Source organism: Geodermatophilus sp. SYSU D00867 (assembly GCF_054050315.1).
This window is the reverse complement of sequence record NZ_JBJGZC010000005.1, coordinates 104095-126997: the sequence shown is the minus strand read 5'-3', so window position 1 is coordinate 126997 and position 22903 is coordinate 104095. Positions and strand designations below refer to the sequence as shown.

Sequence of the window (22903 nt, the reverse complement as noted above, 5' to 3'; positions counted from 1 at the left end):
CCCGCCATCCTGGCGCGCCGGGGGGACAGCGGCCCGCGGGACTAGTGCAGCCGCCCGTCGTCGCCCACGTCCCAGCGGGCCACCGCCGCCGCGAGGCGGACCGCCAGGCCGGCCAGCAGGCGGGAACCCTCCTCCGCCGAGGCGCCGGCCGGGTCACCGAGCACGCCGGTGGGGCTCACCCCGCGCACGCCCTCGGCGCGCAGCCGGGGGAGCAGCTCGCCGATCGGGGTCGTCACGCCGGCGACCAGGGCACCGGACCGCACCGACGCCGGTTCCACGTGCAACAGCAGCGAGGTCTCGGTGCGCCCGGCGTGCGCGTCGCCACCCGGGACGCCGCAGGGGAACCAGGCGGCGTCGCGGCCCTCGGCGCGCAGCAGCGGCACGGCCCGGCGCAGCGCGTCGAGGTTGCCGCCGTGCCCGTTGACGACGAGCAACCGGCCGGCCCAGCGGCAGGCCGAGCGGCCGTACTCGACCAGCAGGGTGGTCAGCGCCTCGGTGCCGATGGAGACGGTGCCGGGGAAGCCCTCGTGCTCGCCGCTGGCGCCGTAGGGCAGGGCGGGGGCCAGCACGCCGTCGAGGTCCGCGGCCCGCGCCACCGCCCCGGCCACGACCGTGTCCGTGGCGAACGGCAGGGCGGGCCCGTGCTGCTCGACCGAGCCGAGCGGGACGACCAGCAGCGGGCGCTCGGGCAGCTCCGGCCACGCGGCGCCGGCCAGGTCGGGCACCGGGTCAGCCTAGGCAGATCCCCCCGCGGCCGGGCGGGTCAGGCGGGGACGGCCTCGGTGTCCACGGGCAGCCGCCACGGCCGGACGACGAGCAGCAGCACCGCGATCGCCACGACCAGCGCGGCCAGGACGACGACGCCCATGGCGACCGCGTCGTTGCCGAGCACGCCGACCAGCGGCGCCACCGCCGCGCCGACGCCGAACTGCACCGCGCCGAGGAGCGCCGCCGCGGTGCCGGCCGCCTCGCCGTGGCGGGCCAGCGCGAGCGCCGGGGCGTTGGGCAGCGCCAGGCCGGAGGCGAACAGCACCGCCCACAGCGGCAGCGCGATCGCCCACAGGCCGCCGGTGCCCGTGCCCGCGAGCACGACCAGCACCGCGCCCGCGAGCGCGCCGACGACGACGCCGGCCACGAGCACCTGCGCCGGGGAGAACCAGCGCAGCACCACCGGGTTGAGCTGGGTGGCGGCGATCAGCCAGACCGCGCCGGCACCGAAGAGCAGGCCGAACTGCTGCTCGTCCAGGCCGAACTGGTCCTGGAAGACGAACGAGGAACCCGACACGTAGCTGAACAGCCCGGCCATCGTCAGGCCGGCGACCAGCACCAGGCCGACGTAGGCCCGGTCGCGCAGCAGCTCGCGGTAGCCGCGCAGCGTCCCGGCGACGCCGCTGCTGCGCCGCCGCTCGGCCGGCAGCGTCTCGCGCACGGCGAACCAGCCGACGGCCAGCAGCGCCAGGCCGTAGACGGCGAGCAGCAGGAACACACCGCGCCACGAGGTGACCCGGAGGACCTCCCCGCCCACCGTCGGCGCGAGTACCGGCGCCGCGCCGAGGACGAGGAACAGCCGGGAGAGCATGGTGGCCGCGGCCCGCCCCTCGAACAGGTCCCGCACGACCGCGAGCGCGATGACCGCGCCGGCCGCCGTCCCCACGCCCTGCAGGAAGCGCAGCGCGCCGAGCACCGCGATGGACGGCGCGACGAGCACCAGCAGCGAGGCGACGACGTGCAGCGCCGTCCCGGCCAGCAGCGGACGGCGGCGGCCCAGGGCGTCCGACAGCGGCCCGAGCACCAGCTGGCCCAGCGCGAGGCCCACCAGCGTGCCGGTGAGGGTCAGCTGCACCGTGGCCGAACTGGTCCGCAGGTCGTCGGCGATGGTGGGCAGCGCCGGGAGGTACATGTCCACGGTGAGCGGCCCGAGGGCCACGAAGGCGCCGAGGGTGAGCGCGGTGCGGGCGGTCCCGGGCCGGTCGGGGGTCGTGGCCGGCACGGTCGCCGGCCGGTCCTGGATCGTCGTCACGACGTTGCGCAAGGCAACCGGCTGCCGGTCCATTCCGGGACGCCGGGGTGTCGCCCGTGTCGCGCGGCCGATCCGGGGAAGGGCAGGGGCATGACCACCGACTCGCAGGACGCCATCGCCAAGGTCGCCGGGCTCATCAAGGGGCAGAGGTTCGGCTTCCTCACCACGACCATGCCCGACGGCCGGCTGACCAGCCGGCCCATGGCGCTGCAGGAGGTCGAGTTCGACGGCGACCTCTGGTTCTTCGCCGAGCACGACGCCCCCTGGCTCGGCCACGTCCAGGCCTCGCCGCAGGTCAACGTCGGCGTCGGCTCGGGCGGCACCTGGGTGTCGCTGACCGGGACCGCGCGCGTCGTCGACGACGTCGCGAAGAAGAAGGAGCTGTGGAACAGCGGCGTCGAGGCGTGGCTGCCGCAGGGGCCCGAGGACCCCTCCGTCGTCCTGGTGAAGGTCGACGGCGACACCGCCGAGTACTGGGACAGCCCCGGCAACCGGCTGGCGACGGCGCTGAGCTTCGTCAAGGCCAAGGCCACCGGCTCCCGGCCCGACACCGGCGAGAAGGACGTCGTCGACCTGCCCTGATGCAGGACCCCCTCGCCCCCGGCCCACGCTCCGCGCGGGCCGGGACCCTGCGAGGGGGCCAGGGGCACCCAGCGGACTCCCAGGCAGGTCACCGGGCCCGGTCAGGGACGGCGGTCAGCCTGGGGGCACGTCACCCGGAGGTGCCCCGTGCTCACGCTCGCCCTGCTCGTCGCCCTGTTCCTGACCATGACCCTGGCCGACCTCGCGCCCGGCCTGCTCCCCGACGGGCCCGGACCCGCCGGGGTCGCCCCGATCCGCTGAGACCTCAGCCCGGTTGCAGCCCGGCCAGCGGGGACTCGTCGCAGGCCTTGGCCGGGACGGCGGGCATGCCCAGCAGCGTGGGCTGGCCGCGGACCGGGCCGGTGTGCGAGTGGTCGAGGTGGCTCCTGGGCGTGACCAGGTCGAGGTCGCGGGCGGCCAGCGCGGTCTCGCCGTACCCCTGCACGCACTCGGGGTCCGGGCCGTCCAGCGGCAGGCCGGTGAAGAACTTGGCCGCCATGCAGCCGCCGCGGCAGGCGTCGAAGTGCGCGCACCTGGTGCAGGCGCCGCCGGTCTGCGGGCTGCGCAGCTCGGCGAACAGCTCGGACTGCTGCCAGACCCGCTGGAAGCCGCCCTCGCCCCGGACGTTGCCGGCGAGGAACTGCTCGTGGATGGCGAACGGGCAGGCGTAGACGTCGCCGACCGGGTCGATCAGGCACACCACCCGCCCGGCGCCGCACAGGTTCAGCCCCGGCAGGGCCTCGCCGTAGGCGGACAGGTGGAAGAACGAGTCGCCGGTGAGCACCCGGTCGCCGTTGGCCAGCAGCCAGGCGTAGAGCTCGCGCTGCTGGGCCTGGGTGGGGTGCAGCTGGTCCCAGACGTCGGCGCCGCGGCCCGACGGGCGCAGCCGGGTGATCCGCAGCTGGGCGCCGTAGCGGTCGGTGAGCGCCCTGAACTCGTCGAGCTGGGAGACGTTCTCCCGCGTCACGACGACGGAGACCTTGAAGTCCTCCATCCCGGCCTCGGCCAGGTTCTCCAACGCGCGCACGGCGGTGGCGAACGAGCCGGTGCCGCGGACCCGGTCGTTGACCTCCGCGGTGGCGCCGTCGAGGGAGATCTGCACGTCGACGTAGTCGGTGGCCGCCAGCTGCTCGGCGCGTGCCCTGTCCAGCTTCACGCCGTTGGTGGAGAACTTGACCCCGACGTCGTGGCCGATGGCGTAGTCCAGCAGGTGCCAGAAGTCCGGCCGCACGGTCGGCTCGCCGCCGCCGACGTTGACGTAGAAGACCTGCATCCGCTGCAGCTCGTCGATCACCGCCTCGGCCTCGGCGGTCGTGAGCTCCCGGGGGTCGCGCCGCCCCGAGGAGGACAGGCAGTGCACGCACGCCAGGTTGCAGGCGTAGGTGAGCTCCCAGGTCAGGCAGATCGGGGCGTCCAGGCCGTACTCGAACTGGTCGACCAGGCGCCCACCGGTGGGGCGGGTGGCCGGCGCTGCGGGCCGCTGGGGGACGACGGCGGTCATGCGCGCACCTCGATCATCTGGGAACGGGCGAGGTCGGCCAGCGCCTTCACGTAGGCGGGTCGCTGGGCCTCGGGGACGCCGCACGCCACGAGGGCGGCGTCGGCGCTGGGGTGGTCGGCGAGGGTCTCCACCACGCTGACCAGCGTCTTCGACTTGAGGAAGGACAGCTTCCGGTTGCCGAAGTGGTACACCAGCGCCCCGAACGGCTCCGGCCGCAGCGCCACCGACCGGGCGCGCCGCCAGGGTCGGGCCGGGTCGAAGGCGTCCGCGGCCGGAGCGGCGGGGATCACGGGACCGGTCGGCTCAGTAGACGCCGCACATGCCGTCGATGGAGACCTCCTCGACGAGGGACTCCTCGACCAGCGCCTCCTCGGCTCCCGCCTCGCGAGTGGCCGCCTGGGCCACGTCCTGGGTCTCGGTCTGGGCGGTCGTCTCGGGCATGCGGGGCCTCCGGAGGACGGCGGGACGGGATGCGGGGGACGTTAGAGACACCGGGTGCCACCGGCAAGCGAGGGGGTGGGCCGCCGGCCGGCGAGGGGCTGACCGGCGCGGCCGGGTGGGACAGGATGGGCGCGTGAGCCCGCCGACGATCACCGCCGTCCCGCCGGCCGTGGGCGACGGCCTCGGCAGCACCCGCGCCCGGATCGAGCGTGCGGCCCTGGAGCTGTTCACCGCCGAGGGCTTCGAGCAGGTGACCATCGAGGAGATCGCCGCCGCCGCGGGCACCAGCCGGCGCACCTTCTTCCGCCACGTGGGCGGCAAGGCCGACGCCGTGTGGGGCGACTTCGCCGGCCACGTGTCCCGGCTGGCCGCCCTGCTGGACGCCGCCGGCGACGACGTCCCGGTGCTGCCCGCCGTGTTCGGCGCCTACGTCGAGGTCAACGACTACGCCGAGGCCGACCTCCCGGTGCTGCGCCAGCGGATGCGGCTGATCCTCACCGAGCCGGCGCTGCTGGCGCACTCGCAGCTGCGCTACGCCGAGGTCGACGAGGCGGTGGCGCGCTACGTCGCCCGCCGCCGCGGCCAGGACCCCGCCGACCTGCTCCCCCGCCTGGTCGCCACCGCGACCCGCGCGGCGGCCACCACCGCGTTCGAGGTGTGGCTGACCGGCGGCGACGGCTCCCTCGCCGAGGCGCTGCGCACGGCGTTCGCCCAGCTGGCGGAGGGCTTCCCCGACCTGCGCTGAGGGAGGTGTCAGAGCGCGGCGCGCAGACCCTCGAGCAGGCGGTCGACGTCGGCGTCGTCGCTGTAGGGCGCCAGCCCGACCCGCAGGCCACCGGCGTCGCCGAGCCCCAGCCGCCGGGACGCCTCGATCGCGTAGAAGTTCCCCGCCGGGGCGTTCACCCGCCGCTCGGCCAGCGCGCGGGAGACCTCCGCGGCCGGCCGGTCGGCGAAGGTGAGCAGCAGGGTCGGCGTCCGGTGCCGGGCGCGGGACCACAGCGTGACGCCCGGCAGCTCCGCGATCCCCTCCTCGATCCGCTCGCGCAGCCGGTCCTCGTGCGCCTCGACGGCGGCCATCCCGGCGGTCAGCCGGGCGCGCCGGTCGCCCCCGGGGCCGCCCAGGGCGGCGAGGTAGTCGACGGCCGCGGTGGTCCCGGCCAGCAGCTCGTAGGGCAGCGTGCCGAGCTCGAACCGCTCCGGGACGGCGTCGGTCGAGGGGAGGAGCTTGTCCGGGTGCAGCGTCTCCAGCAGCGCCGGCGCGGCGGTGACGCAGCCCAGGTGCGGGCCGAGGAACTTGTACGGCGAGCAGGCGTAGAGGTCGGCGCCGAGCGCGGCGACGTCGACCGGCGCGTGCGCGGTGAGGTGCACGCCGTCGACGTAGGTGAGCGCCCCGGCGTCGTGGGCCAGCGCGGTGAGCGCCGCGACGTCGGGCCGGGTGCCGATGAGGTTCGAGGCGCCGGTGACCGCGACCAGGCGGGTGCGGTCCGACAGCACCGCGCGCAGCGCCCCGGCGGTCAGCTCGCCGGTGTCCGGGTCCAGGTCGGCCCAGCGGACGGTGGCCCCGCGGGCGGCGGCGGCCTGCACCCACGGCCGGACGTTGGCGTCGTGGTCCAGGCGGGTGACGACGACCTCGTCGCCGGGGCCCCAGGAGGCGGCCAGCGTGCGGGAGAGGTCGTAGGTCAGCTGGGTCATCGAGCGGCCGAAGACGACGCCGCCCGGGTCCCCGCCCACCAGGTCCGCGACGGCGGCGCGGGCGGCCAGGACGACGTCGTCGGCGTTGCGCTCGGCCTCGGTCAGCCGGCCGCGGTTGGCGATCGGGGAGCCGAGGGTGGCCGCCACGGCGTGCGCGACCTGGCGCGGCACCTGCGAGCCGCCCGGCCCGTCGAAGTGGGCGGCCCCGGCACGCAGGGCCGGGAAGTCCGCGCGGACGGCGGCGACGTCGTAGGCGGTGCTCGCGGCTGAGGTCACCCCCGCAGCATGCCCGCCACGGCCGCCGCTCCCGCGACGGGACCGGCGATCCCGTCGCTCACGGGCTCGTGGCGCGGCCCCGCACAGGGCGGCTCGCGCCGCCCACCGGCGGGCCGCCGGGTGGCGGTCCTCCCGACGCCGCGATGCGGTCCAACTCCTCGACGTCCGCGGGGCCGAGTGCCACGTCGCCCGCCGCGAGGAGGTCCTCCAGCTCGTCGACCGAGGTGGCGCTCGGGACGACCAGCACGTTCGAGGAACGGGCCAGCAGCCACGCGATGGCCACCTGCACGGGGGCCACACCGAACCGCCGGGCGACGGCGTCCAGGGCCGCCGCCTGCGCCGGGCCCATCTCCCCCACCGGGAAGAACGACGTGTAGGAGACCCCCTCCAGCGCGGTGTAGGCGATCCCGTCCCGGGCCAGGTCGTCGACCAGGGCGTCGTCGGTGCGGTGGATCAGGTTGTAGTGGTTCTGCACGCAGGCCAGCGGCGCGATGCCGCGGGCCTCGGCGACCTGCCGGGTGGTGACGTGGCTGATGCCGAGCTCACGGACCAGCCCCTCCTGCCGCAGCCGGTCCAGCGCCTCGAGCGGCTCCCCGAGCGGGCGCTCCGCGGGTTCCCCGAGGCCCGGCATCCGCAGGTTGGCGACGTGCAGCGCGTCGAGCCCGAGGTGCTCGAGGTCCTCCTCCACCGACCGGCGCAGTTCGCCCGGCGTCAGCGCCTCGTCCCAGCCGCCGTCCGGCGTCCGGCGGGCGCCGACCCTGGTGGCGATGACCAGGTCCTCGGGGTAGGGGTGCAACGCCTCGCGGATCAGGTCGTTCACCACGTGCGGCCCGTAGAGGCCGCTGGTGTCGACGTGGTCGACACCCCGTTCGACGGCCCGGCGCAGGACGGCGAGCGCCCTGCCCCGATCGGCCGGGGGGCCGGTGACCCGTGGCCCGGTGAGCTTCATGCCGCCGAACCCCACGCGGTGCACCGCCCGGCCTCCGAGGAGGACCCGTCCGGCCCTCGTCGTGGTGGTCCTCATGCCCCGCGAAGCTAGGGTCGGCCGGACGCCGGCCGACACGGCCCGAGGGCGCCGCCCGGCGCGTCCGTCACGGGTCGTGGAACGGGATCGGGCGTGTCGTGGACCGCTCCGAGCGTGTCACTGGCGTGTCGCCGGCGTGTCACCGCGAGGCCGGCGCACGGGGACCGCCGCGTCGGGGCGGTGCGAGACTCCCCGGGTGACCACCTCGCTGACGCACTCGGACTCGGTCGTCGTCGCCGCCTCCCCGGAGGAGGTCTACGACCTGGTCAGCGACGTGACCCGCACCGGCGAGTGGAGCCCGGTCTGCGCCGCCTGCTGGTGGGACGAGGGCGCGACGGGCGCGGTGGGCGACTGGTTCACCGGCCGCAACGTCACCCCGGAGCGCACCTGGGAGAGCCGCAGCCAGGTGGTGGCGGCCGACCGCGGCCGGGAGTTCGCCTGGCTCGTCGGCGGCCGGTTGGTCCGCTGGGGCTACCTGATGGAGCCGGTCGACGGCGGCACCCGGCTGACCGAGACGTGGGAGTTCCTGCCCGCCGGTCAGGAGTTCTTCGCGGAGCGCTACGGCGAGGACGCGCAGCGCCAGATCGAGCAGCGCACCCGCGCCGCGCACGAGGGCATCCCCGCCACGCTCGCCGCCATCAAGCGGATCGCGGAGCACGCCTGATCCGGTGCCCTCCCGCGGGAGGGCACCGGACCGAGCGCGTCAGTCGGGGCAGAGCGACGTCCCGTACCGGCAGGCCACGACGTCGGGCGTGTCCACGGGACGTCCGGCGTCGACGGCGTGCGCCAGCCGGATGAAGCCCGCGTGGCTCCAGGACAGCGGCGTCGCGGAGAACGTCGGCTCCCCCGGCACGAACTCCGTCCCCTCCGCCGACGGCGGCTGGTCGTCCCACACCTGCTCGGCGAGGAAGGAGGAGGCGTCGTCGGCCGAGCGGGCCATCGTGTCCAGCCGCTCCTGGGCACTCGCGGCGGCGTCGCCACCGAGAGCCAGCTCGTACTCCCCGCGCTCACCGGTGAGCAGCGGCCAACCACGGCCGATCGTCTCCCGCGAACCCGGGTCCACCGACTCCCACGGGGTGCCGTCGGCCTTCTCCCCGTACCCGTCGAAGCTCGACCGGTGCCAGAACCGGCCGTTGGCCGTGTCGTAGGCCAGCTGCTCGTCGATCAGCCGCAGGGTGTTCGCCACGACCGGGTCGTCGGCCGGCACGATGCCCAGCCGGACCAGGTCGAGGAAGCTCGGGTCGAGCACCTCCCGCTGGTCGACCAGCGGGCCGCCGTCGGCGATCTGGATCTGCGTGCCGGCGTCGGCGTCCCCGTCGGCGGTGATGCGGAGGTAGTACGGCTCGGGCGACAGCGGGCCGGTGGTCGTCACCGTCCACTCCGCCAGCCCGGCCCGCCACCCGTCGGCCGTGGCCAGGTAGGTGTCGGCGCGGGCGTCGTCGCCGTTGCCGCGGGCGATCTCGGCCGCGGTCACCAGGCCGGCGATCTCGGCCGCGATGGTGTTCGGCGACCACCCGCTCAGGTTCTCCCACCGCTCCTGCTCGGTGGCCGGCCCCTCGGCCACCAGGAAGTCCGCCGAGAGCCGCACCCGCTCCCAGTCCTCCGGGCCCGTCCGGCCGAGCTGCCAGGCGAGCACGATCGGCAGGGCGACCTCGTCCATCTGCAGCCCGCCGAAGACCGCCTCGCCGTCGAGGCGCGCGTTCTGCGGGAACGACCCGTCGGGACGCTGCTGCACCGTCCACAGGTGGTCCAGCGCGCGCTCGGCGGCCGCCTCGTCGCCCATCGCGATCAGGGCGGTCGCGTGCTGGTACAGGTCGCGGGACCAGACCTCGTGGTAGACGGGGAAGTGCTGCAGCTCGTCCGCCCAGGCCCACGGCTTGCCCGGGGAGGCGATGAACCCGCCGCGGAAGGTCTTGTCCTCACTGGCCGCGACGACCATGGCGGACACGTCGTACTCCGTGCGCCACCGCTCGGCGCTGGCCGGCACGGGCGCCAGGCCGTCGAGGTAGTCGTGCCAGCCTGCGGTGTAGGCGGCCAGGGCGTCGTCGAAGCCGCGGTCCAGCGCCCGGTCGGCGGCCTGCGCGGCGTCGTCCTCCGTCGTCCCGAAGCCGAGCGACAGGGTGAGTCGCTGCCCGCCGCCGGTGCCGGTGAGGCCGGTGCGGCCGATCTGCACCACGTTGCCGGGGGTCGGCGCGTCCCACCTGTCGTCGAGGACGAAGTCGTCGCGCAGGTCCGACCAGCCGTCGCTGCGCTCGAGGTAGCCGCTGGAGGTGTCGGTGAGGCCGCCCGAGACGGTGACGGCGCTGCTCAGCGCGCCGTCGGTCGCCAGCAGCCGCCCGTCGGCGGAGCGGCCGGTGTCGTCGTTGGCGTTCAGGCCCAGGCCCACGTCGTGGAGCAGGTAGACCTGGTACGGCTGACCGTCCAGGGACTCGAAGCGGACGTCGACGAGCACCGCGGACCGGTCGGGGTCGGTGGTGTAGGTCTTGGTGATCCGGTAGCGGCCGCTCTGCGCGGTGTTGACCTGGCGGTAGACCAGGGCCCGCGGGTCGACCAGCTCGACGACGGAGTCGGTGGCCTCGTCCTCCCGCTCGGCGAAGGTGGCGCCGTCGGTGACGACGAACTGGGTGTCCCGGGAGCTCGGCGTGTCGATCCGCGGGGCGTAGACCTCGCTGAGCGTGCCGTCGTTCAGCGTGTACCAGACCGTGCTGTCGAGGGCGCCGATCGCCGTCCCGAAGCCGTCCTTGTCCCCCGGCGACCAGGTCGCCGCCTCCCCGGGGTACCCGGGCGCCGCGTCCGCCGCCTGCGCCGACGCGGGGACGACCACACCCAGCACGAGGACGCCGGCGACCACTGCGCCGCCGACCACCGGCCGCCTCCCGGACCCCCTCGGCCGTGCCGCTCCGCGGAGGCGCCTGCGGCGCGGCGGGGTGTGGGGCAGGTCGTACGGGCTCACCGGCTGTCCTCCGTCCCGGAACCGGCCGGTGGAGCGCCGCCGTCGTGGTGCCGCGGCCGGCCGGGCACGACCGGCCCCCGTCCGGCCGTCGTCGTGTGGTGTGCACCACACCGTAGGAGAGCCGGGGTGGCCACGACCACCGGCCGGACCGCACGCACTCCCGCGGAGACGCCCGGGGTGTCTGCGCGGGAGTGCACGGCCGGCTCAGCGGCCGAGGATCCCGCCGATCGCGCCGCCGAGGCCGCCGCCCTGGCCACCACCGCCGCTGATCATCTTGATCAGGTCGCCCGGGTCCAGCCCGAGCTTCTGCAGGATCCCGGCGTGCTGGTCGGTGTCGACCTGGCCGGGCAGGTCCTGGTCGGCCTGCTGCGCCTTGGCGTCGTCGCCCTGGGAGCGCAGCAGCTGGAGGATCTGGTCCTTGTCGATCTGCATGACGCCCCGCTACCCACTCACCCCGCGGCTCGCACCACCCGGTCGGGCCGGACGACGGCGAAGCGGGCCCGTCCCGCCCGCAGCCACGCGGTGAGCGCGCCGTCGACGTCGTCGAGCTCGGCGCGCCGGCCCGCCGCGGTGACCGCCACGCGCCCCGGCGCCGCCAGCGCCACGACCGCGGTGCCGGCGCCCAGGACGTCGTCGAGCCGGCACTCCCGCCCGCCGGCGCGGACGCGCGCCCGCGGCACGAGGGTCCCGGCCAGCCGCCGACCGGCCGGGCCGCGCCGCTCGACCAGCGGCCCGGCGCGCAGCGCGGGCGTGCGGCTGTCCGTGGCGTAGGCAGCCAGCGCCGGCACGCCCGCGACCGCGGCCAGCACCGCCCGCCGCACCGGCACCGCGCCCGCTCCCCCGCCGGTCATCAGCCGCCCGACCACCGCCGCGAGCCGGACCAGCGCCCGGGCGTGCGGCTCCCGCTCGGCGCGGTGGGTGTCGAGCAGCTCCTCACCCGCGGCGCCGGTGACGACGGCGGCCACCTTCCAGGACAGCTGGTGCACGTCGCGCAGGCCGAGCCCCAGGCCCTGGCCGACGAACGGCGGGGTGAGGTGGGCGGCGTCCCCGGCCAGCAGCACGCGGCCGCGCCGCCAGCGGTCGGCCACCTGCGCCCGGTAGACGTACTCGGCCGCGCGGACCACCTCGGCGTCCTGCGCCCCGAACGGCGCGAGCAGGGCGGGCAGCGCGGCGCCGGTGAGGTCCGCGGCCGTCTCGCCGGGCCGCAGCCGCGCCTCGAAGCGGTAGCGGTCCCCGCTGACCGGCATGAACGTCGCCGCGCGGTCCGGGTCGCACACCTGGTGCACGCCCGGCCACACCGGCAGCGGCACCCGCGCGCGCAGGTCCACGACCAGCCAACGGTCGGGCCGGCCGAGGTCGACCATCCGCGCGCCCACCAGGCCCCGGACGGTGCTGTTCGCCCCGTCGCACCCGAGCACGGCCGAGGCGACGACGTCGCGACGCCGCCCCGTGGCCCGCTCCAGCACGGCCACCGTGACGGAGCGGTCCGCCTCCGCGAGCCCGACGACCTCCTCGCCGCCGCGCAGCTCGATGCCCGGGGTGTCGCGCACCGCGGCGCGCAACAGCCGCTCCAGGTCGGGCTGGTGGAACATCGACGCCTGGGGCCAGCCGTGCCGCCCGGCGTCCCCGGCGCGGCGGAACTCGGCGAGCGTGCGGTGCCGCGCGTCGAGCAGCCGCAGCCCCGCCATCGGCCGGCTGACCTCCAGGAACGCCTCGACGACGCCGGCGTCGGCCAGCACCCGCAGCGCCTCGTCGTCGAGGTGCACCGCGCGCGGCAGCCCGTACGGGCGGGGCTGGCGGTCGAGCAGCAGGACGGGCAGGCCGCGCCGGGCGAGCAGCAGCGCGGCGGTCGTGCCCACCGGCCCGGCGCCGACCACCACGACAGGCGGGATGACCGGCTGCGACGACACGCCGCCCAGTGTCGCCGACCGCGCCGGGTCCGGGCTGGCACAGTGGCCCGGCGATGGCCCCGACAGACGCCCCCGCGCCGCCGGCCGCGCGGCGCCGGTCCGGCCGGACGCGCGGGGACCGCCGGCGCACCCTGGTCGGCGGGCTGGGGCAGACGCTGGTCACCGCCGGCGTCGTGCTGCTGCTGTTCGTGGTCTACGAGCTGTGGGTGACCGACCTGTTCTCCGCGCGCGACCAGGACCGGCTCTCCGACCGGCTGCGGACGGAGTGGTCCGCCGAGCCGCCCGCCTCCGGGGTGCCCACCGTCCCCGCGCAGGTCCCGGTGGGCGAGCCGTTCGCGGTGCTGCACGTCCCCCGGCTGGGCGCGGACTGGTCGCGCGTCGTCCTCGAGGGGACCAGCGAGGACCAGCTGTCCCAGGGGCCCGGCCACTACGCCGGGACGGCGATGCCCGGGGCGCCCGGCAACGTCGCGCTCGCCGGGCACCGGGTGGGCCGGGGCTCGCCGTTCCTCGACCTGGACCGGCTACGGCCGGGCGACCCGGTCGTCGTCGAGGTGGCCGACGGGTGGTTCACCTACCGCGTGCTCGGCGACGCCTCCGGGGACCTGACGGCGCAGGACCCCAACGGCGTCCCCGGACAGCGGATCGTGACGCCGGCCGACGTCGACGTCATCGCCCCGGTCCCCGGGGGCGCCGCCGACGCCGCGCCCGCCGGGTCCTACCTGACGATCACCACCTGCCACCCGCGGTACTCGGCGCGGCAGCGGCTGGTCGTGCACGCCGTCCTCGACGGCCCGGGCGTGACCCGGGCGGACGCACCCGACGGGCCGCCGGCCCTGACCGAGGGCTGAGGAGGACCCGCGTGTACCGCTGGATCTGGCGGCACCTGCCCGGGGGGACGGCGACCCGATCCGGGCTGTCCCTGCTGCTCGCGCTCGCCGCGGCGGCGCTGCTGCTGTTCGTCGTCTTCCCCTGGGTGGAGCCGCACCTGCCGTTCACCGCGGTGACCGTCGACCCGGGCCGCTGAGCGGGACGTTGCAGTCCGTTGCGGCCCCTTGACGGCACCCGGTGCCGCGGTGAGTCTGTGGCCCGGCGCACACTCCAGCGGGGTGCGCCCACCAGGCTGCCCGCCGACGACGGCGGGCCGGACCGAGAGGACACCGGGTGAAGACCAAGGGCGCGATCCTGTGGGGCGTCGGCGAGGAGTGGTCGATCGAGGAGATCGAGCTGGGTGACCCGAAGGAGGGCGAGGTCCAGGTCCAGCTGGCCGCCTCCGGGCTGTGCCACAGCGACGAGCACCTCGTCACCGGCGGCACCCCGGTCGCGTTCTACCCGGTCATCGGCGGGCACGAGGGCTCCGGCGTCGTCACGAAGGTCGGCCCCGGTGTGACGGGCCTGCAGGAGGGCGACCACGTCGTCACGGCCTTCATCCCCGCCTGCGGCCAGTGCCCGCCGTGTTCCAAGGGCATGCAGAACCTCTGCGACCTCGGCGCCAACCTGCTGGCCGGCACCTCGATCTCCGACGGCAGCTACCGCATCCAGGCGCGCGGCCAGGACGTCATCCCGATGTGCCTGCTCGGCACGTTCTCGCCGTACATCACCGTGCACCAGGCGTCGGTCGTGAAGATCGAGCCCGACATCCCGCTGGAGATCGCCGCGCTGGTCGGCTGCGGCGTCACCACCGGCTGGGGCTCGGCCACCAGGGTCGCGGACGTGCGGCCGGGCGAGAACGTCGTCGTCATGGGCGCCGGCGGCGTCGGCATGAACGCCGTCCAGGGCGCGGCGGCGGCCGGCGCGAAGCGGGTCATGGTCATCGAGCCGGTGGCGAAGAAGCGCGAGTGGGCGATGGACCTCGGCGCCACGCACGTGTTCGAGTCGGCCGAGGAGGCCACCGAGAAGGTCAACGAGCTGACCTGGGGCCGGATGGCGGACAAGACGATCATCACGGTCGGCGACATCCAGGGCGAGGACATCCAGACCGCGCTCAGCCTCACCGGCAAGGGCGGCCGCGCCGTCGTCACCGGCATGGGCAACGCCGCGAACACCGACGTCAAGCTCAGCCTGTTCGAGCTCACCCTGCTGCAGAAGGACCTGCAGGGCGCCATCTTCGGCGGCCTGGCCCCGCGGGCGGCGATCCCCGAGCTGCTCAGCCTCTACCAGGAGGGCCAGCTCAAGCTCGACGAGCTGGCCACCACGAAGTACAAGCTCGAGGACATCAACCAGGGCTACCAGGACATGCGCGACGGCAAGAACATCCGCGGGATGGTCGTCTACGGCGACTCCGACCGCTGATCCGGTCCCCGTGCCCGCCGGCGTCCGCGGCGGGCACGGGGAGCGCCGCCGCGGCCCGGCCCGCACACCCGTCTGGTGGCCGTCGTCCGCGCTCGGGGGCCGGGCCCCGTCCCGCAGGTCCCGGTGATCGTCGTCTGCGGGCACGCGACACGGGCGGACACGCCGGGCGACCGTGCGCGCATCCGGTGGTCGACCGGCGCGCGGCCGCGCTCAGCCCAGCAGGCGGGTGAGGGCGGGGCCGAGGTCGCGGACGGTGCGCACCATCTGCGCCGTCCCCGCACCCCGCACGGCCAGCGAGCGCGCCGCCGTCTCCGCCTCGGGGGTGGGCAGCGGGCAGAGCACGTGCAGCCGGTCGATGCCCGCGAGCGCGGTCTCGGGCGGGTCGCCGGTGGTGTGCAGGCAGTCCGACAGCAGCACGACCACGCGCTCGTCGGCGACCTCGGCAGCCAGCTGCAGCCGGGCCGCCCGCAGCGCGCCGGCGACGTCGGTCATCCCGTGCCCGCGCAGGCCCAGCAGGTGGGTGACGACGTCCTCCGCCGCCCGCCGCTGCCCCTGGCGCTGCACGACGTCGACGTCCCGGCCGAAGGTGATGAGGCTGGTCCGCAGCCGCTCGTCGCCGGTCAGCACGACGCCGGCCGCCGCCACCGCCGCGATCGCCACGCCGAGCCCGGTCATCGAGCCGGACGTGTCGACGGCGAGGCACACCGCGCGCCGGTGCCCGGTCCACCGCCGCGTGACCAGGTCGCCGGGCTGCAGCGGCGTCCCGACGTCCCAGCGGTCGAGCGTGCGGTCGAGGTCCAGGTCGCCGTCGCCGTGCCGGTCGGGCACCAGCCGCCGGGTGCCGGGCGCGCGGGAGCACCCCACCCGGCCGACCTGCACGAACACGCGGCCGGCCAGGCGCCGGGCGGCGGCGCGCAGCTCGCGGTCGGTGGCCGCGGCCAGGTCGGTGAGCAGCGCGGCCGCGGCGTCGGCGTCCTGGGCCATCAGCTCGGCGAAGGCCTCCTCGTCGAGCTCGCCGACCTCCGGGCTGACCTCCTCGAACGCGTCGTGGCGGGCGGCCATCTCGCGGCGGCTGGTCTGCCGGCGGGCGCCCCCGCCGCGGCGGTCGCGGCGCGGGGAGGACGAGGGGTCAGCGCCCGCCGGGGACTCCGGCGGGCCTCCGGCTTTTCCCTCGCCACCCCCCTCGGCGGGAGCGGAGGGCTCCTCCTCGTCCGGCGGTGGGGGCCCGTCCGGCGGCCAGACTCCGTCGAGGATCTCGTCGACGACCGCCTCGGGGGTGCGCTCGACGCCCTCGGCGACCCGGATGCGGCCCGACAGGGCGGCGTGCGCGGCGTCGCGGGTGGTCTCGCGAGCGCCGTCGGCCCCCAGCCCGGACTGCCCGCGCACGTCCAGCAGCCCGCCGAGCAGCAGCACCAGGTCCGTGGCGCCGCGCACCGACGAGCCCATCCGGACGTCGCGGTGCACCCGCGAGGCCCGTACCAGCCGGACGGCGAGCCCGATCAGCGACGGCGGCGCGCCCGTCACCGCGGCGACGATGGCCCGCTCCGCGGCGGCGTCCTGGTAGCCGAGGACGACGCGGCACATGCGGTCGGCGATCGCCTGCCCGACGCGGGCGGTGCCGATGGCGTCGAACGGGTTCATCGCCGCGATCAGCCGGAAGCCGGCGGCCGCCCGCACGTGGCCGAGCCGCGGCACGGTGATCTCGCCCTCGGTGAGCACCGTGATGAGGACGTTGAGCGTCTCCTCGGGGATCCGGTTGAGCTCCTCGAGGTACAGCAGCCCCGAGCCGCGCATGGCCGTCAGCAGCGGCCCGTCGGTGAAGCTGCCGGGCACGTACCCCTCGGCCAGGACGGCGGCCGGGTCGTACTGGCCGATCAGCCGGGCCGGCGTCAGCTCGGCGTTGCCCTCGACGAACACGACCTCCTGGCCGGCCTCGGCGGCGACGGCCCGCAGCAGCGTCGACTTGCCGGTGCCCGGCGGGCCCTCGAGGACGACGTGCCGGTTGGTGCGCAGCGCGACGGTGAGCACCTCGCGCTCGCGGCGCAGCCCGATGACCGGGTGCGGCACGGTCGGCGTCACGCGGCTCCCCTCTGAGCACGGCGGTGGCTGTGAGGCAGGTTACGGACGGGGCCGCGGCAGCACGCGGCGGGCCTCCCCGGCGCGGGCCGGGTCGAGCGGGACGGCGCTGGTGAGGACGGCGGGACCGAGCCGCAGGACGCCGTCGGTCAGCGGGGCGCAGCGGACCCCGCCGCGGCCGCGCATCCCCCGGTGCGCGCCGGGCGCGAGCACGGTGTCCAGCCAGGCGCACGGGTTGGCCGGCCGCCCGCCGCGCAGGACGACGACACCCTCCCCGCAGTCGAGGGCGAACACCGCGCCGCGCAGGGCCTCCACCTCGGCGCCGCGCAGGACGACGTTGCGCCGGGCGAGCAGCGGGTCCAGCGGGCCGGCGCCGAGCTCGGCGGCCAGCGCCTCGACCGACTCGGCGGCGAGCACGGTGACGGCGGCGTCGCGGTGCGCGGGCCGGCCGGCGTAGCGGTCGCCGACGATGCCGTGCCCGGCGCGCACCTCCACCCGCTCGACCCGGTCGCCGTCCTGCGGCGGGACGACGCCGCCGGGCCGCCCGTCGTACCGGTGCACCGGCGAGAGGAGCAGCCCCACCACCTCCACGTCGTAGGCGTACGGGCGGTCGGCGTCCAGCGGGTCGACGTTCAGCGGTCGACCAGCCCGTACTCCCGGGCCTCCTCCGCCGACAGCAGCCGGCCGGCGCGCATGTCGGCGGCGACCTGCTCGACGTCGCGACCGGTGGCCCCGGCCAGCCGCTCCTGCAGCCGGCGCAGCCGCCGGGCGTGCTCGGCGGCGAGGGCCTCGACGTCCCGGCCGAGGCCGCTGCCCGGCGCCCGCGGCCCGGTCAGCTGGAACAGGGCGTGGGTCCCGGCGGTGCGCCGGTCGGCCACCGCGAGCACGGCGACCGCGGCGCCGGTGATCGTGCCGAGGCAGGTGACGTGCACCGGCGCGCCCATGAGGTCGATCGCGTCGACGAGGACCAGGGCGGCGTCCAGGTCGGCGCTCACACCCGACAGCCGCAGCTGCACCGGGCCGTCGCCGTCGGCGTCGAGCAGCGCCAGCTCGGCGACCGCCCGGTTGACCGCGTCGGCGTCGAGCTCGCCGGACAGCGTCACCATGCGGTGCTCGACCAGCCGCTCGGCCAGCCAGTCGGGCGAGCCGACGACGACGGACATCGTCGTCGCGCCCTGCCCGGGGACGGCGGGCGGCCGGGGCGGCGGCTGCCACGGGCTGCGCGGGGAGTCGGGCGGCGGCAGCGGGAACGGGGGCTCCGGCGGGAGGGGTGGCCAGGTGCCTGGGGGACGGGTCACGGGAACTCCTCGGACGTGCGGACCTGCCAGTCGACGGTGCGGCCCAGGGCGGCCGCGTAGCGCTCCAGCGTCGACAGCCGCGCGTCCAGCTCCCCGCTCTCCAGGCGGGCGACGGCGGACTGCGACGTCCCCATGCGCGCCGCGACCTGCGTCTGGCTCAGCTCGCTCTCCCGGCGCAGCCGGACCAGCTCCTCGATCAGCCCGCGCCGGCGCTCACCCCGGTCCTCCAGGCCGGGGAAGCGGCTGCGGCGCGGCGGCGGCATACCAGGAACGGTATACCCCTTCCGCTATGTCCACGACCCTCAGCGCTCGGCGGTGTGGTGGATCGGCCCCGCGGTGCCGCTCAGCCGCTCGCCCGTGCCGCCCCAGCGCCCGGCGATGATCTCCGCGGCGATCGAGACGGCGGTCTCCTCGGGGGTGCGGGCCCCCAGGTCCAGGCCGATCGGCGAGGACAGCCGGGCCAGCTCGGCCTCGGACAGCCCCGCCTCGCGCAGCCGCTCGAGCCGCTCGTCGTGCGTGCGCCGCGAGCCCATCGCGCCCACGTAGGCCACCGGCAGCCGCAGCGCCACCTCCAGCAGCGGGATGTCGAACTTCGGGTCGTGGGTGAGCACGCACAGCACGGTGCGCTCGTCGATGCGCCCGGCGTCGACCTCGGCCTGCAGGTAGCGGTGCGGCCACTCGACGACGACCTCGTGCGCGTCGGGGAAGCGGCGGGCGGTGGCGAACACCGGCCGGGCGTCGCACACGGTCACCCGGTAGCCGAGGAACGCCCCGACGCGGGCGACGGCGGCCGCGAAGTCGATGGCGCCGAACACGACCATCCGCGCCGGCGGGGCGAAGGAGGAGACGAACAGCGTCAGCTCGTCGCCGCGCCGCTCGCCATCGTGGCCGTAGGTCAGCGTGCCGGTGCGGCCGGCGGCGAGCATGCCGCGGGCGTCGTCGGCGACGGCGTCGTCGAGGCGCTGCAGGCCGAGCGTGCCGGAGGACCGGTCGGGCCAGAGCACCAGCCGCCGGCCGATGCGGTCCTCGGGCCCGCGCACGCAGGTGACGACGGCGACCGGCTCGTGCCGGCCCACCGACTCGGCGATCTCCCCCAGCTCGGGGAACGACTCGCGCGAGACCGGCTCGACGAACACGTCGAGGATCCCGCCGCAGGTCAGCCCGACGGCGAACGCGTCGTCGTCGCTGACGCCGTAGCGCTCCAGCGTCGGGACGCCGGACTCGACGACGTCCCGCGCCTCCTCGTACACCGCCCCCTCGACGCAGCCGCCGGACACGCTGCCGACCGCCGTCCCGTCGGGACCGACCAGCATGGCCGCCCCGGCCGGCCGCGGCGCGGACCGCCAGGTGGCGACCACCGTCCCCATCCCGACCGTCTCGCCGGCCTGCCACCAGCCGACCAGGTCGTCCAGCACCTCACGCACGCGAGATCACCCCTGAAAGCTCCTCGAAGGCGGCCAGGCTGTGGCCGGACACGAACGCGTCGACCGACGGCAGCGCCGCCTGCATCCCACCGGTCAGCGGCTCGTAGCCGGCCCGGCCCTTGTGCGGGTTCACCCAGACGACGGCGTGCGCGAGCCGGCGCAGCCGCGCCATCTGCTCGCGCAGCAGGTCGGGGCTGCCCCGCTCCCACCCGTCGCTGCACACCACGACGACGGCGCCGCGGGCGGTCCCGCGCTGCCCCCACCGGTCCAGGAACGCCTTGAGCACCTCGCCCAGCCGCGTGCCGCCGGACCAGTCGGGGATCGCGCCGCCGCTGGCCGCCAGCGCCCGGTCGGGGTCGCGCAGCCGCATCTCGCGGGTCACCCGGGTCAGCCGGGTGCCGATGGTGAACACCTCGGTCGAGGCCGGCCGGGCGCGCACCGCGGCGTGGGCGAAGCGCAGCAGCGCGTCGGCGTAGGGGCTCATCGAGCCGGAGACGTCGACCAGCAGCACCACCCGCCGCGGCCGCGGCCGGGCCCGCCGGTGCAGCAGCCGGGTGACCTCGCCGCCGTCGCGCAGCGCCCGCCGCACCGTGCGCGCCGGGTGCACCGCGCCGTGCGGGGCAGGCCGGCGGCGGCGGGCCGGGCGCATGGGCGCCGCGGGGCGGACCAGCGCGAACAGCCGCCGCAGGTGCTCGCGCTCGGCCGGCGTCAGGTCGGCGACGTCGCGGTGCCGCAGCACCTCCTCGGCCGAGGCGGCGACGGCGAGGTCCGAGGGCGCCTCGCCCTCCTCACCGGGACCGCCGCCCTGCTCCAGAGGCGCGGTGGCGGCGGTCCTGGGCGGCGCGCTCGTCGCCGGCGTCGACCGGCGGGGGACCTCGCCGCCGAAGTACGCGGCGAACGCGGCGTCGTAGCGGTCGAGGTCGTCCGGACCCGAGCACAGCGTCAGCCGCCCGGCCCAGTAGACGGCGGTGGCGTCGAGGACGTCGAGCACCGCCACCGCCGACAGCATCGCCTCGACCCGGTCCGGGGAGGCGGCCACCCCGGCGGCGCGCAGCGTCCGGGCGAACCCCAGGACGGTGGCCACGACGTGGTGACGTGCTGGAACGGCCCCGTCCGGAGGCTCGCGCCGAGCGTGCGAGGCGTGAGGGGGACGGGGTCCTTCACCCGCCACCGAACAGCGCTCCGCGGGCCAGCGCGTGCACCCGGTCGGTGTCCTCGCGGTACTTGAGCACCGCGCCGAGGGTGCGGGCGGCGAGGTCGGGGTCCAGGTCGCGGGCGCCGAGGGCGTGCAGCGCGGTGGCCCAGTCCATCGCCTCGGCGACGCCCGGCGGCTTGAGCAGGTCCAGCGTCCGCAGCTTCCCGGTCGCCCGGGCCACCTCGCGGGCCAGCTGCTCGGTGACCTCGGGCAGCCGGGCGCGCAGGATGGCGACCTCGCGGTCGAAGTCGGGGTGCTGCAGCCAGTGGTAGAGGCAGCGGCGCTTGAGCGCGTCGTGCACCTCGCGGGTGCGGTTGGAGGTCAGCACCACCAGTGGCGGCACCTCGGCGCGCACGGTGCCGAGCTCCGGGATGGAGATGGTGAAGTCCGACAGCACCTCGAGCAGGAAGGCCTCGAACTCGTCGTCGGCGCGGTCGACCTCGTCGACCAGCAGCACGCTCGGGGAGTCCTCCAGCGCCTGCAGCAGGGGGCGGGCGAGCAGGAACCGGCGGTCGTAGAGCGAGGCCTCGAGCGCCTCGGTGTCGCCGGTGGCGTGCGCGGCCTCGGCGGCGCGCAGGTGCAGCAGCTGGCGGCCGAAGTCCCAGTCGTAGAGCGCCTGGCTGGCCTCCAGGCCCTCGTAGCACTGCAGGCGGTACAGCGGGCGGCCGGTGACCTCGGCCAGCGCCCGGGCCAGGGCGGTCTTGCCGACGCCGGCCTCGCCCTCGAGGAACAGCGGGCGGCGCATGACCAGCGCCAGGTAGGCGGCGGTGGCCAGGCCCTCGTCGGGGAGGTAGCCGGTCGAGCGGAGCGCCGCGGCCAGCTCGTCGGGTCCGCCGGGCAGGGCGTCGGTCCCGGGGAGCTCGGTCGTGGTCTCGGTCACGCCGCCGAGCATCCCACCTGCGCAGGCGGGCGACACGCCGCGGCCCCGGTGCCCGCAACCGTTGCAGACGCCACGGTGGCCGGCCGGGAGTCGTCGTCTCCGGCCGGCCACCGCCGTCTGGTGCGCCCGGTCAGGACCGGGCCGTGGTGCTGTTACCGGTTCAGCGACCGATCTTGCCGTCGTTGTCGCGGTCCAGGGCGTCCTTGGCCTTCTGCACGAGGCCGCGGTCGTCCCCGGTGGTGCCGGTGGTCGTCCCGGTCGTGGTGCCGGCGACGCCCGTGGTGCCGCCGTCGACCTCGATCTCCTCGCGGCGCACCTGGTCGGAGACGGTCTCCTGCTCGGTCACCGTCTGGGTGTCGAGGCGGACGCGCTCGACCGGCGTGGCCTCCTTGGACACGACGGGGCGCTCGGCGTGCAGGACGACCTCGTGCTCCTCCTCGGAGATGGCCGGCCCGTCCATCGCGTTGCCGATGTTGGCGTCGGTGATGGGCTCGCGCTCGACCCGCACCTCCTCGTGGGAGACGGGGACGGTCTGGCTCACGTTCTCCGTGACGACGTACTTCCGCAGCCGCGCCCGGCCGGCCTCGACGCGCTGGGTGCCCACGTCGAGGTGCTCCTCGGAGCGGGTCATGGCGTTGTCGGTCGTCGGGCCGGAGACGTCGTGACCCACGGTGCCGCGGGTCTCGAGGTCGTCGCGCACGCCGTCGCGGTCACGGTCGGTCGCCATCCCGACGGTGCCGGTGCCGGCCGTCGTCAGATCCTGCTGCGACCGGTCCTGGTCCAGCGAGTAGGTGCCGGCGGTGCCGACGTCCGTCGTGGTCTGCGAGGTGGTCTGCGCCGTGGTCTGCGTCGTGGTCTGCGTGCCCGAGCCGAAGCCGAGGCCGTAGTACCGGTACAGCTCCTGCTCCTCCTGCGGGGACAGGTGCCCGTCGGTGTCGATCTTCGGGGCGTCCTTGACCTGGGCCTTGCTGACGCGTACGCGCAGGCCGTCGTTGGTCAGGTCGGCGTCCCGCAGCGGGACGAAGGACTCCTTGGTGCCGAACAGCCCGGTGCGCACCGTGGCCCACTCCGGCTGACCGGTCTCGTCGTCGAGGTAGACCTCGGAGGCCGAGCCGATCTTCTCGCCGGCCTCGTCGTAGACGTCCTGTCCGATCACGCGGCTGATGGTGTCGGTGCTGATCATCGTCGCTCTCGCTCCCATCTGAGCTGTGGTGTGACGGTCGGTTAGATGGGTGACCGGGCTCGGCGCGGCGAAACGACGGAGATCGAGTGCCACGCTTCGGTGGCTGAGCGTGCACCGCCCCGCCCGAGCGGCCCCGGCGGCGGGACGGCCGTTTCCGCT

Annotated in this window: 24 protein-coding genes; 6 read left to right on the top strand and 18 right to left on the bottom strand. The window is 76.2% G+C overall.

Annotated features, from left to right (window positions below; all coding sequences use genetic code 11):
• Nucleotides 1–41: 41 nt before the first annotated feature.
• Together mftE and ACI8AK_RS06415 are read right to left on the bottom strand one after the other, a co-directional pair.
• Complete coding sequence (gene mftE / locus ACI8AK_RS06420) at nt 42–725, bottom strand: mycofactocin biosynthesis peptidyl-dipeptidase MftE (RefSeq protein WP_456902893.1); 684 nt, start codon at nt 723–725, stop codon at nt 42–44.
• 38 nt (nt 726–763) lie between these two features.
• Nucleotides 764–2020: a multidrug effflux MFS transporter gene (locus tag ACI8AK_RS06415; protein WP_456902894.1), complete on the bottom strand. Its 1257-nt coding sequence runs from the start codon at nt 2018–2020 to the stop codon at nt 764–766.
• Between the two features lie 90 nt (nt 2021–2110).
• Between ACI8AK_RS06415 and ACI8AK_RS06410 the strand changes: the two genes are divergently transcribed.
• On the top strand, nt 2111–2602 hold the full coding sequence (locus tag ACI8AK_RS06410) for a pyridoxamine 5'-phosphate oxidase family protein (RefSeq protein ID WP_387991639.1): 492 nt from the start codon (nt 2111–2113) through the stop codon (nt 2600–2602).
• Between the two features lie 265 nt (nt 2603–2867).
• Here the strand turns inward: ACI8AK_RS06410 and mftC are convergent, their stop codons facing one another.
• Genes mftC through mftA form a run of 3 tightly spaced genes read right to left on the bottom strand, consistent with a single transcriptional unit; the run spans nt 2868 to nt 4544 of the window.
• Nucleotides 2868–4103, bottom strand: a complete 1236-nt coding sequence (gene mftC / locus ACI8AK_RS06405; protein WP_387991642.1) for a mycofactocin radical SAM maturase — start codon at nt 4101–4103, stop codon at nt 2868–2870.
• Entirely contained in the window at nt 4100–4393 is a 294-nt protein-coding gene (gene mftB, locus ACI8AK_RS06400) for a mycofactocin biosynthesis chaperone MftB (protein ID WP_387991645.1), read from the bottom strand. The genes mftC and mftB overlap by 4 nt, the downstream gene beginning before the upstream one ends.
• A gap of 13 nt (nt 4394–4406) precedes the next feature.
• A complete protein-coding gene (gene mftA, locus ACI8AK_RS06395) occupies nt 4407–4544 on the bottom strand; it encodes a mycofactocin precursor MftA (protein WP_387991648.1) in 138 nt (45 codons plus the stop codon).
• Between the two features lie 133 nt (nt 4545–4677).
• Between mftA and mftR the strand changes: the two genes are divergently transcribed.
• Nucleotides 4678–5289: a mycofactocin system transcriptional regulator gene (mftR, locus tag ACI8AK_RS06390; RefSeq protein WP_456950260.1), complete on the top strand. Its 612-nt coding sequence runs from the start codon at nt 4678–4680 to the stop codon at nt 5287–5289.
• A gap of 8 nt (nt 5290–5297) precedes the next feature.
• Here the strand turns inward: mftR and ACI8AK_RS06385 are convergent, their stop codons facing one another.
• Together ACI8AK_RS06385 and ACI8AK_RS06380 are read right to left on the bottom strand one after the other, a co-directional pair.
• Nucleotides 5298–6512 (bottom strand): cysteine desulfurase-like protein, encoded by a 1215-nt coding sequence (locus ACI8AK_RS06385; RefSeq protein ID WP_456902896.1) that lies wholly within the window; start codon nt 6510–6512, stop codon nt 5298–5300.
• Nucleotides 6513–6570: 58 nt separating this feature from the next.
• On the bottom strand, nt 6571–7536 hold the full coding sequence (locus ACI8AK_RS06380) for an oxidoreductase (protein WP_456955549.1): 966 nt from the start codon (nt 7534–7536) through the stop codon (nt 6571–6573).
• 196 nt (nt 7537–7732) lie between these two features.
• Between ACI8AK_RS06380 and ACI8AK_RS06375 the strand changes: the two genes are divergently transcribed.
• Nucleotides 7733–8200 carry an SRPBCC family protein gene (locus tag ACI8AK_RS06375; protein ID WP_387991660.1) on the top strand — a complete coding sequence of 156 codons (468 nt, stop codon included), beginning with the start codon at nt 7733–7735 and terminating at the stop codon, nt 8198–8200.
• A gap of 39 nt (nt 8201–8239) precedes the next feature.
• Here ACI8AK_RS06375 and ACI8AK_RS06370 read toward each other — a convergent pair whose 3' ends face one another.
• From ACI8AK_RS06370 to ACI8AK_RS06360, 3 genes are all read right to left on the bottom strand, one after another.
• Nucleotides 8240–10402: a glycoside hydrolase family 15 protein gene (locus ACI8AK_RS06370; protein WP_456955548.1), complete on the bottom strand. Its 2163-nt coding sequence runs from the start codon at nt 10400–10402 to the stop codon at nt 8240–8242.
• Nucleotides 10403–10693: 291 nt separating this feature from the next.
• Nucleotides 10694–10921 carry a hypothetical protein gene (locus ACI8AK_RS06365; RefSeq protein WP_387991665.1) on the bottom strand — a complete coding sequence of 76 codons (228 nt, stop codon included), beginning with the start codon at nt 10919–10921 and terminating at the stop codon, nt 10694–10696.
• 17 nt (nt 10922–10938) lie between these two features.
• Entirely contained in the window at nt 10939–12399 is a 1461-nt protein-coding gene (locus ACI8AK_RS06360) for a bifunctional 3-(3-hydroxy-phenyl)propionate/3-hydroxycinnamic acid hydroxylase (protein WP_456955546.1), read from the bottom strand.
• A gap of 53 nt (nt 12400–12452) precedes the next feature.
• Between ACI8AK_RS06360 and ACI8AK_RS06355 the strand changes: the two genes are divergently transcribed.
• From ACI8AK_RS06355 to ACI8AK_RS06345, 3 genes are all read left to right on the top strand, one after another.
• The gene (locus ACI8AK_RS06355) at nt 12453–13247 is read left to right on the top strand and encodes a class E sortase (RefSeq protein ID WP_456955544.1); all 795 of its coding nucleotides are present in this window, start codon (nt 12453–12455) and stop codon (nt 13245–13247) included.
• Nucleotides 13248–13258: 11 nt separating this feature from the next.
• Nucleotides 13259–13423: a hypothetical protein gene (locus ACI8AK_RS06350; RefSeq protein ID WP_456955542.1), complete on the top strand. Its 165-nt coding sequence runs from the start codon at nt 13259–13261 to the stop codon at nt 13421–13423.
• A gap of 137 nt (nt 13424–13560) precedes the next feature.
• Complete coding sequence (locus ACI8AK_RS06345) at nt 13561–14688, top strand: NDMA-dependent alcohol dehydrogenase (protein ID WP_456950253.1); 1128 nt, start codon at nt 13561–13563, stop codon at nt 14686–14688.
• 210 nt (nt 14689–14898) lie between these two features.
• Here ACI8AK_RS06345 and ACI8AK_RS06340 read toward each other — a convergent pair whose 3' ends face one another.
• From ACI8AK_RS06340 to ACI8AK_RS06305, 8 genes are all read right to left on the bottom strand, one after another.
• Nucleotides 14899–16767, bottom strand: a complete 1869-nt coding sequence (locus ACI8AK_RS06340) for an AAA family ATPase (RefSeq protein WP_456955540.1) — start codon at nt 16765–16767, stop codon at nt 14899–14901.
• 39 nt (nt 16768–16806) lie between these two features.
• A complete protein-coding gene (locus ACI8AK_RS06335) occupies nt 16807–17355 on the bottom strand; it encodes an MOSC domain-containing protein (RefSeq protein WP_456955539.1) in 549 nt (182 codons plus the stop codon).
• A gap of 41 nt (nt 17356–17396) precedes the next feature.
• Nucleotides 17397–18062, bottom strand: a complete 666-nt coding sequence (locus tag ACI8AK_RS06330; RefSeq protein WP_456955537.1) for an ATP-dependent Clp protease proteolytic subunit — start codon at nt 18060–18062, stop codon at nt 17397–17399.
• Nucleotides 18059–18325, bottom strand: a complete 267-nt coding sequence (locus ACI8AK_RS06325; RefSeq protein ID WP_387991689.1) for a helix-turn-helix domain-containing protein — start codon at nt 18323–18325, stop codon at nt 18059–18061. The genes ACI8AK_RS06330 and ACI8AK_RS06325 overlap by 4 nt, the downstream gene beginning before the upstream one ends.
• Nucleotides 18326–18364: 39 nt before the next feature.
• Complete coding sequence (locus ACI8AK_RS06320) at nt 18365–19486, bottom strand: XdhC family protein (protein WP_456955536.1); 1122 nt, start codon at nt 19484–19486, stop codon at nt 18365–18367.
• Nucleotides 19479–20570, bottom strand: coding sequence for a vWA domain-containing protein (locus ACI8AK_RS06315; RefSeq protein ID WP_387991694.1), 1092 nt, complete (start codon nt 20568–20570; stop codon nt 19479–19481). The genes ACI8AK_RS06320 and ACI8AK_RS06315 overlap by 8 nt, the downstream gene beginning before the upstream one ends.
• A 76-nt stretch (nt 20571–20646) precedes the next feature.
• Nucleotides 20647–21561, bottom strand: coding sequence for an AAA family ATPase (locus tag ACI8AK_RS06310; RefSeq protein WP_387991697.1), 915 nt, complete (start codon nt 21559–21561; stop codon nt 20647–20649).
• Nucleotides 21562–21721: 160 nt separating this feature from the next.
• The gene (locus ACI8AK_RS06305; protein WP_456955534.1) at nt 21722–22717 is read right to left on the bottom strand and encodes a PRC and DUF2382 domain-containing protein; all 996 of its coding nucleotides are present in this window, start codon (nt 22715–22717) and stop codon (nt 21722–21724) included.
• Nucleotides 22718–22903 lie beyond the last annotated feature (186 nt).

Excerpts from the sequence above, each read along its gene's own strand:
- ACI8AK_RS06410 (WP_387991639.1), top strand. The coding sequence starts at position 2,111 with ATGACCACCGACTCGCAGGACGCCATCGCCAAGGTCGCCGGGCTCATC.
- ACI8AK_RS06365 (WP_387991665.1), bottom strand. The coding sequence starts at position 10,921 with ATGCAGATCGACAAGGACCAGATCCTCCAGCTGCTGCGCTCCCAGGGC.
- ACI8AK_RS06325 (WP_387991689.1), bottom strand. The coding sequence starts at position 18,325 with ATGCCGCCGCCGCGCCGCAGCCGCTTCCCCGGCCTGGAGGACCGGGGT.
- ACI8AK_RS06380 (WP_456955549.1), bottom strand. The coding sequence starts at position 7,536 with ATGAGGACCACCACGACGAGGGCCGGACGGGTCCTCCTCGGAGGCCGG.
- ACI8AK_RS06355 (WP_456955544.1), top strand. The coding sequence starts at position 12,453 with ATGGCCCCGACAGACGCCCCCGCGCCGCCGGCCGCGCGGCGCCGGTCC.
- mftC (WP_387991642.1), bottom strand. The coding sequence starts at position 4,103 with ATGACCGCCGTCGTCCCCCAGCGGCCCGCAGCGCCGGCCACCCGCCCC.
- mftA (WP_387991648.1), bottom strand. The coding sequence starts at position 4,544 with ATGCCCGAGACGACCGCCCAGACCGAGACCCAGGACGTGGCCCAGGCG.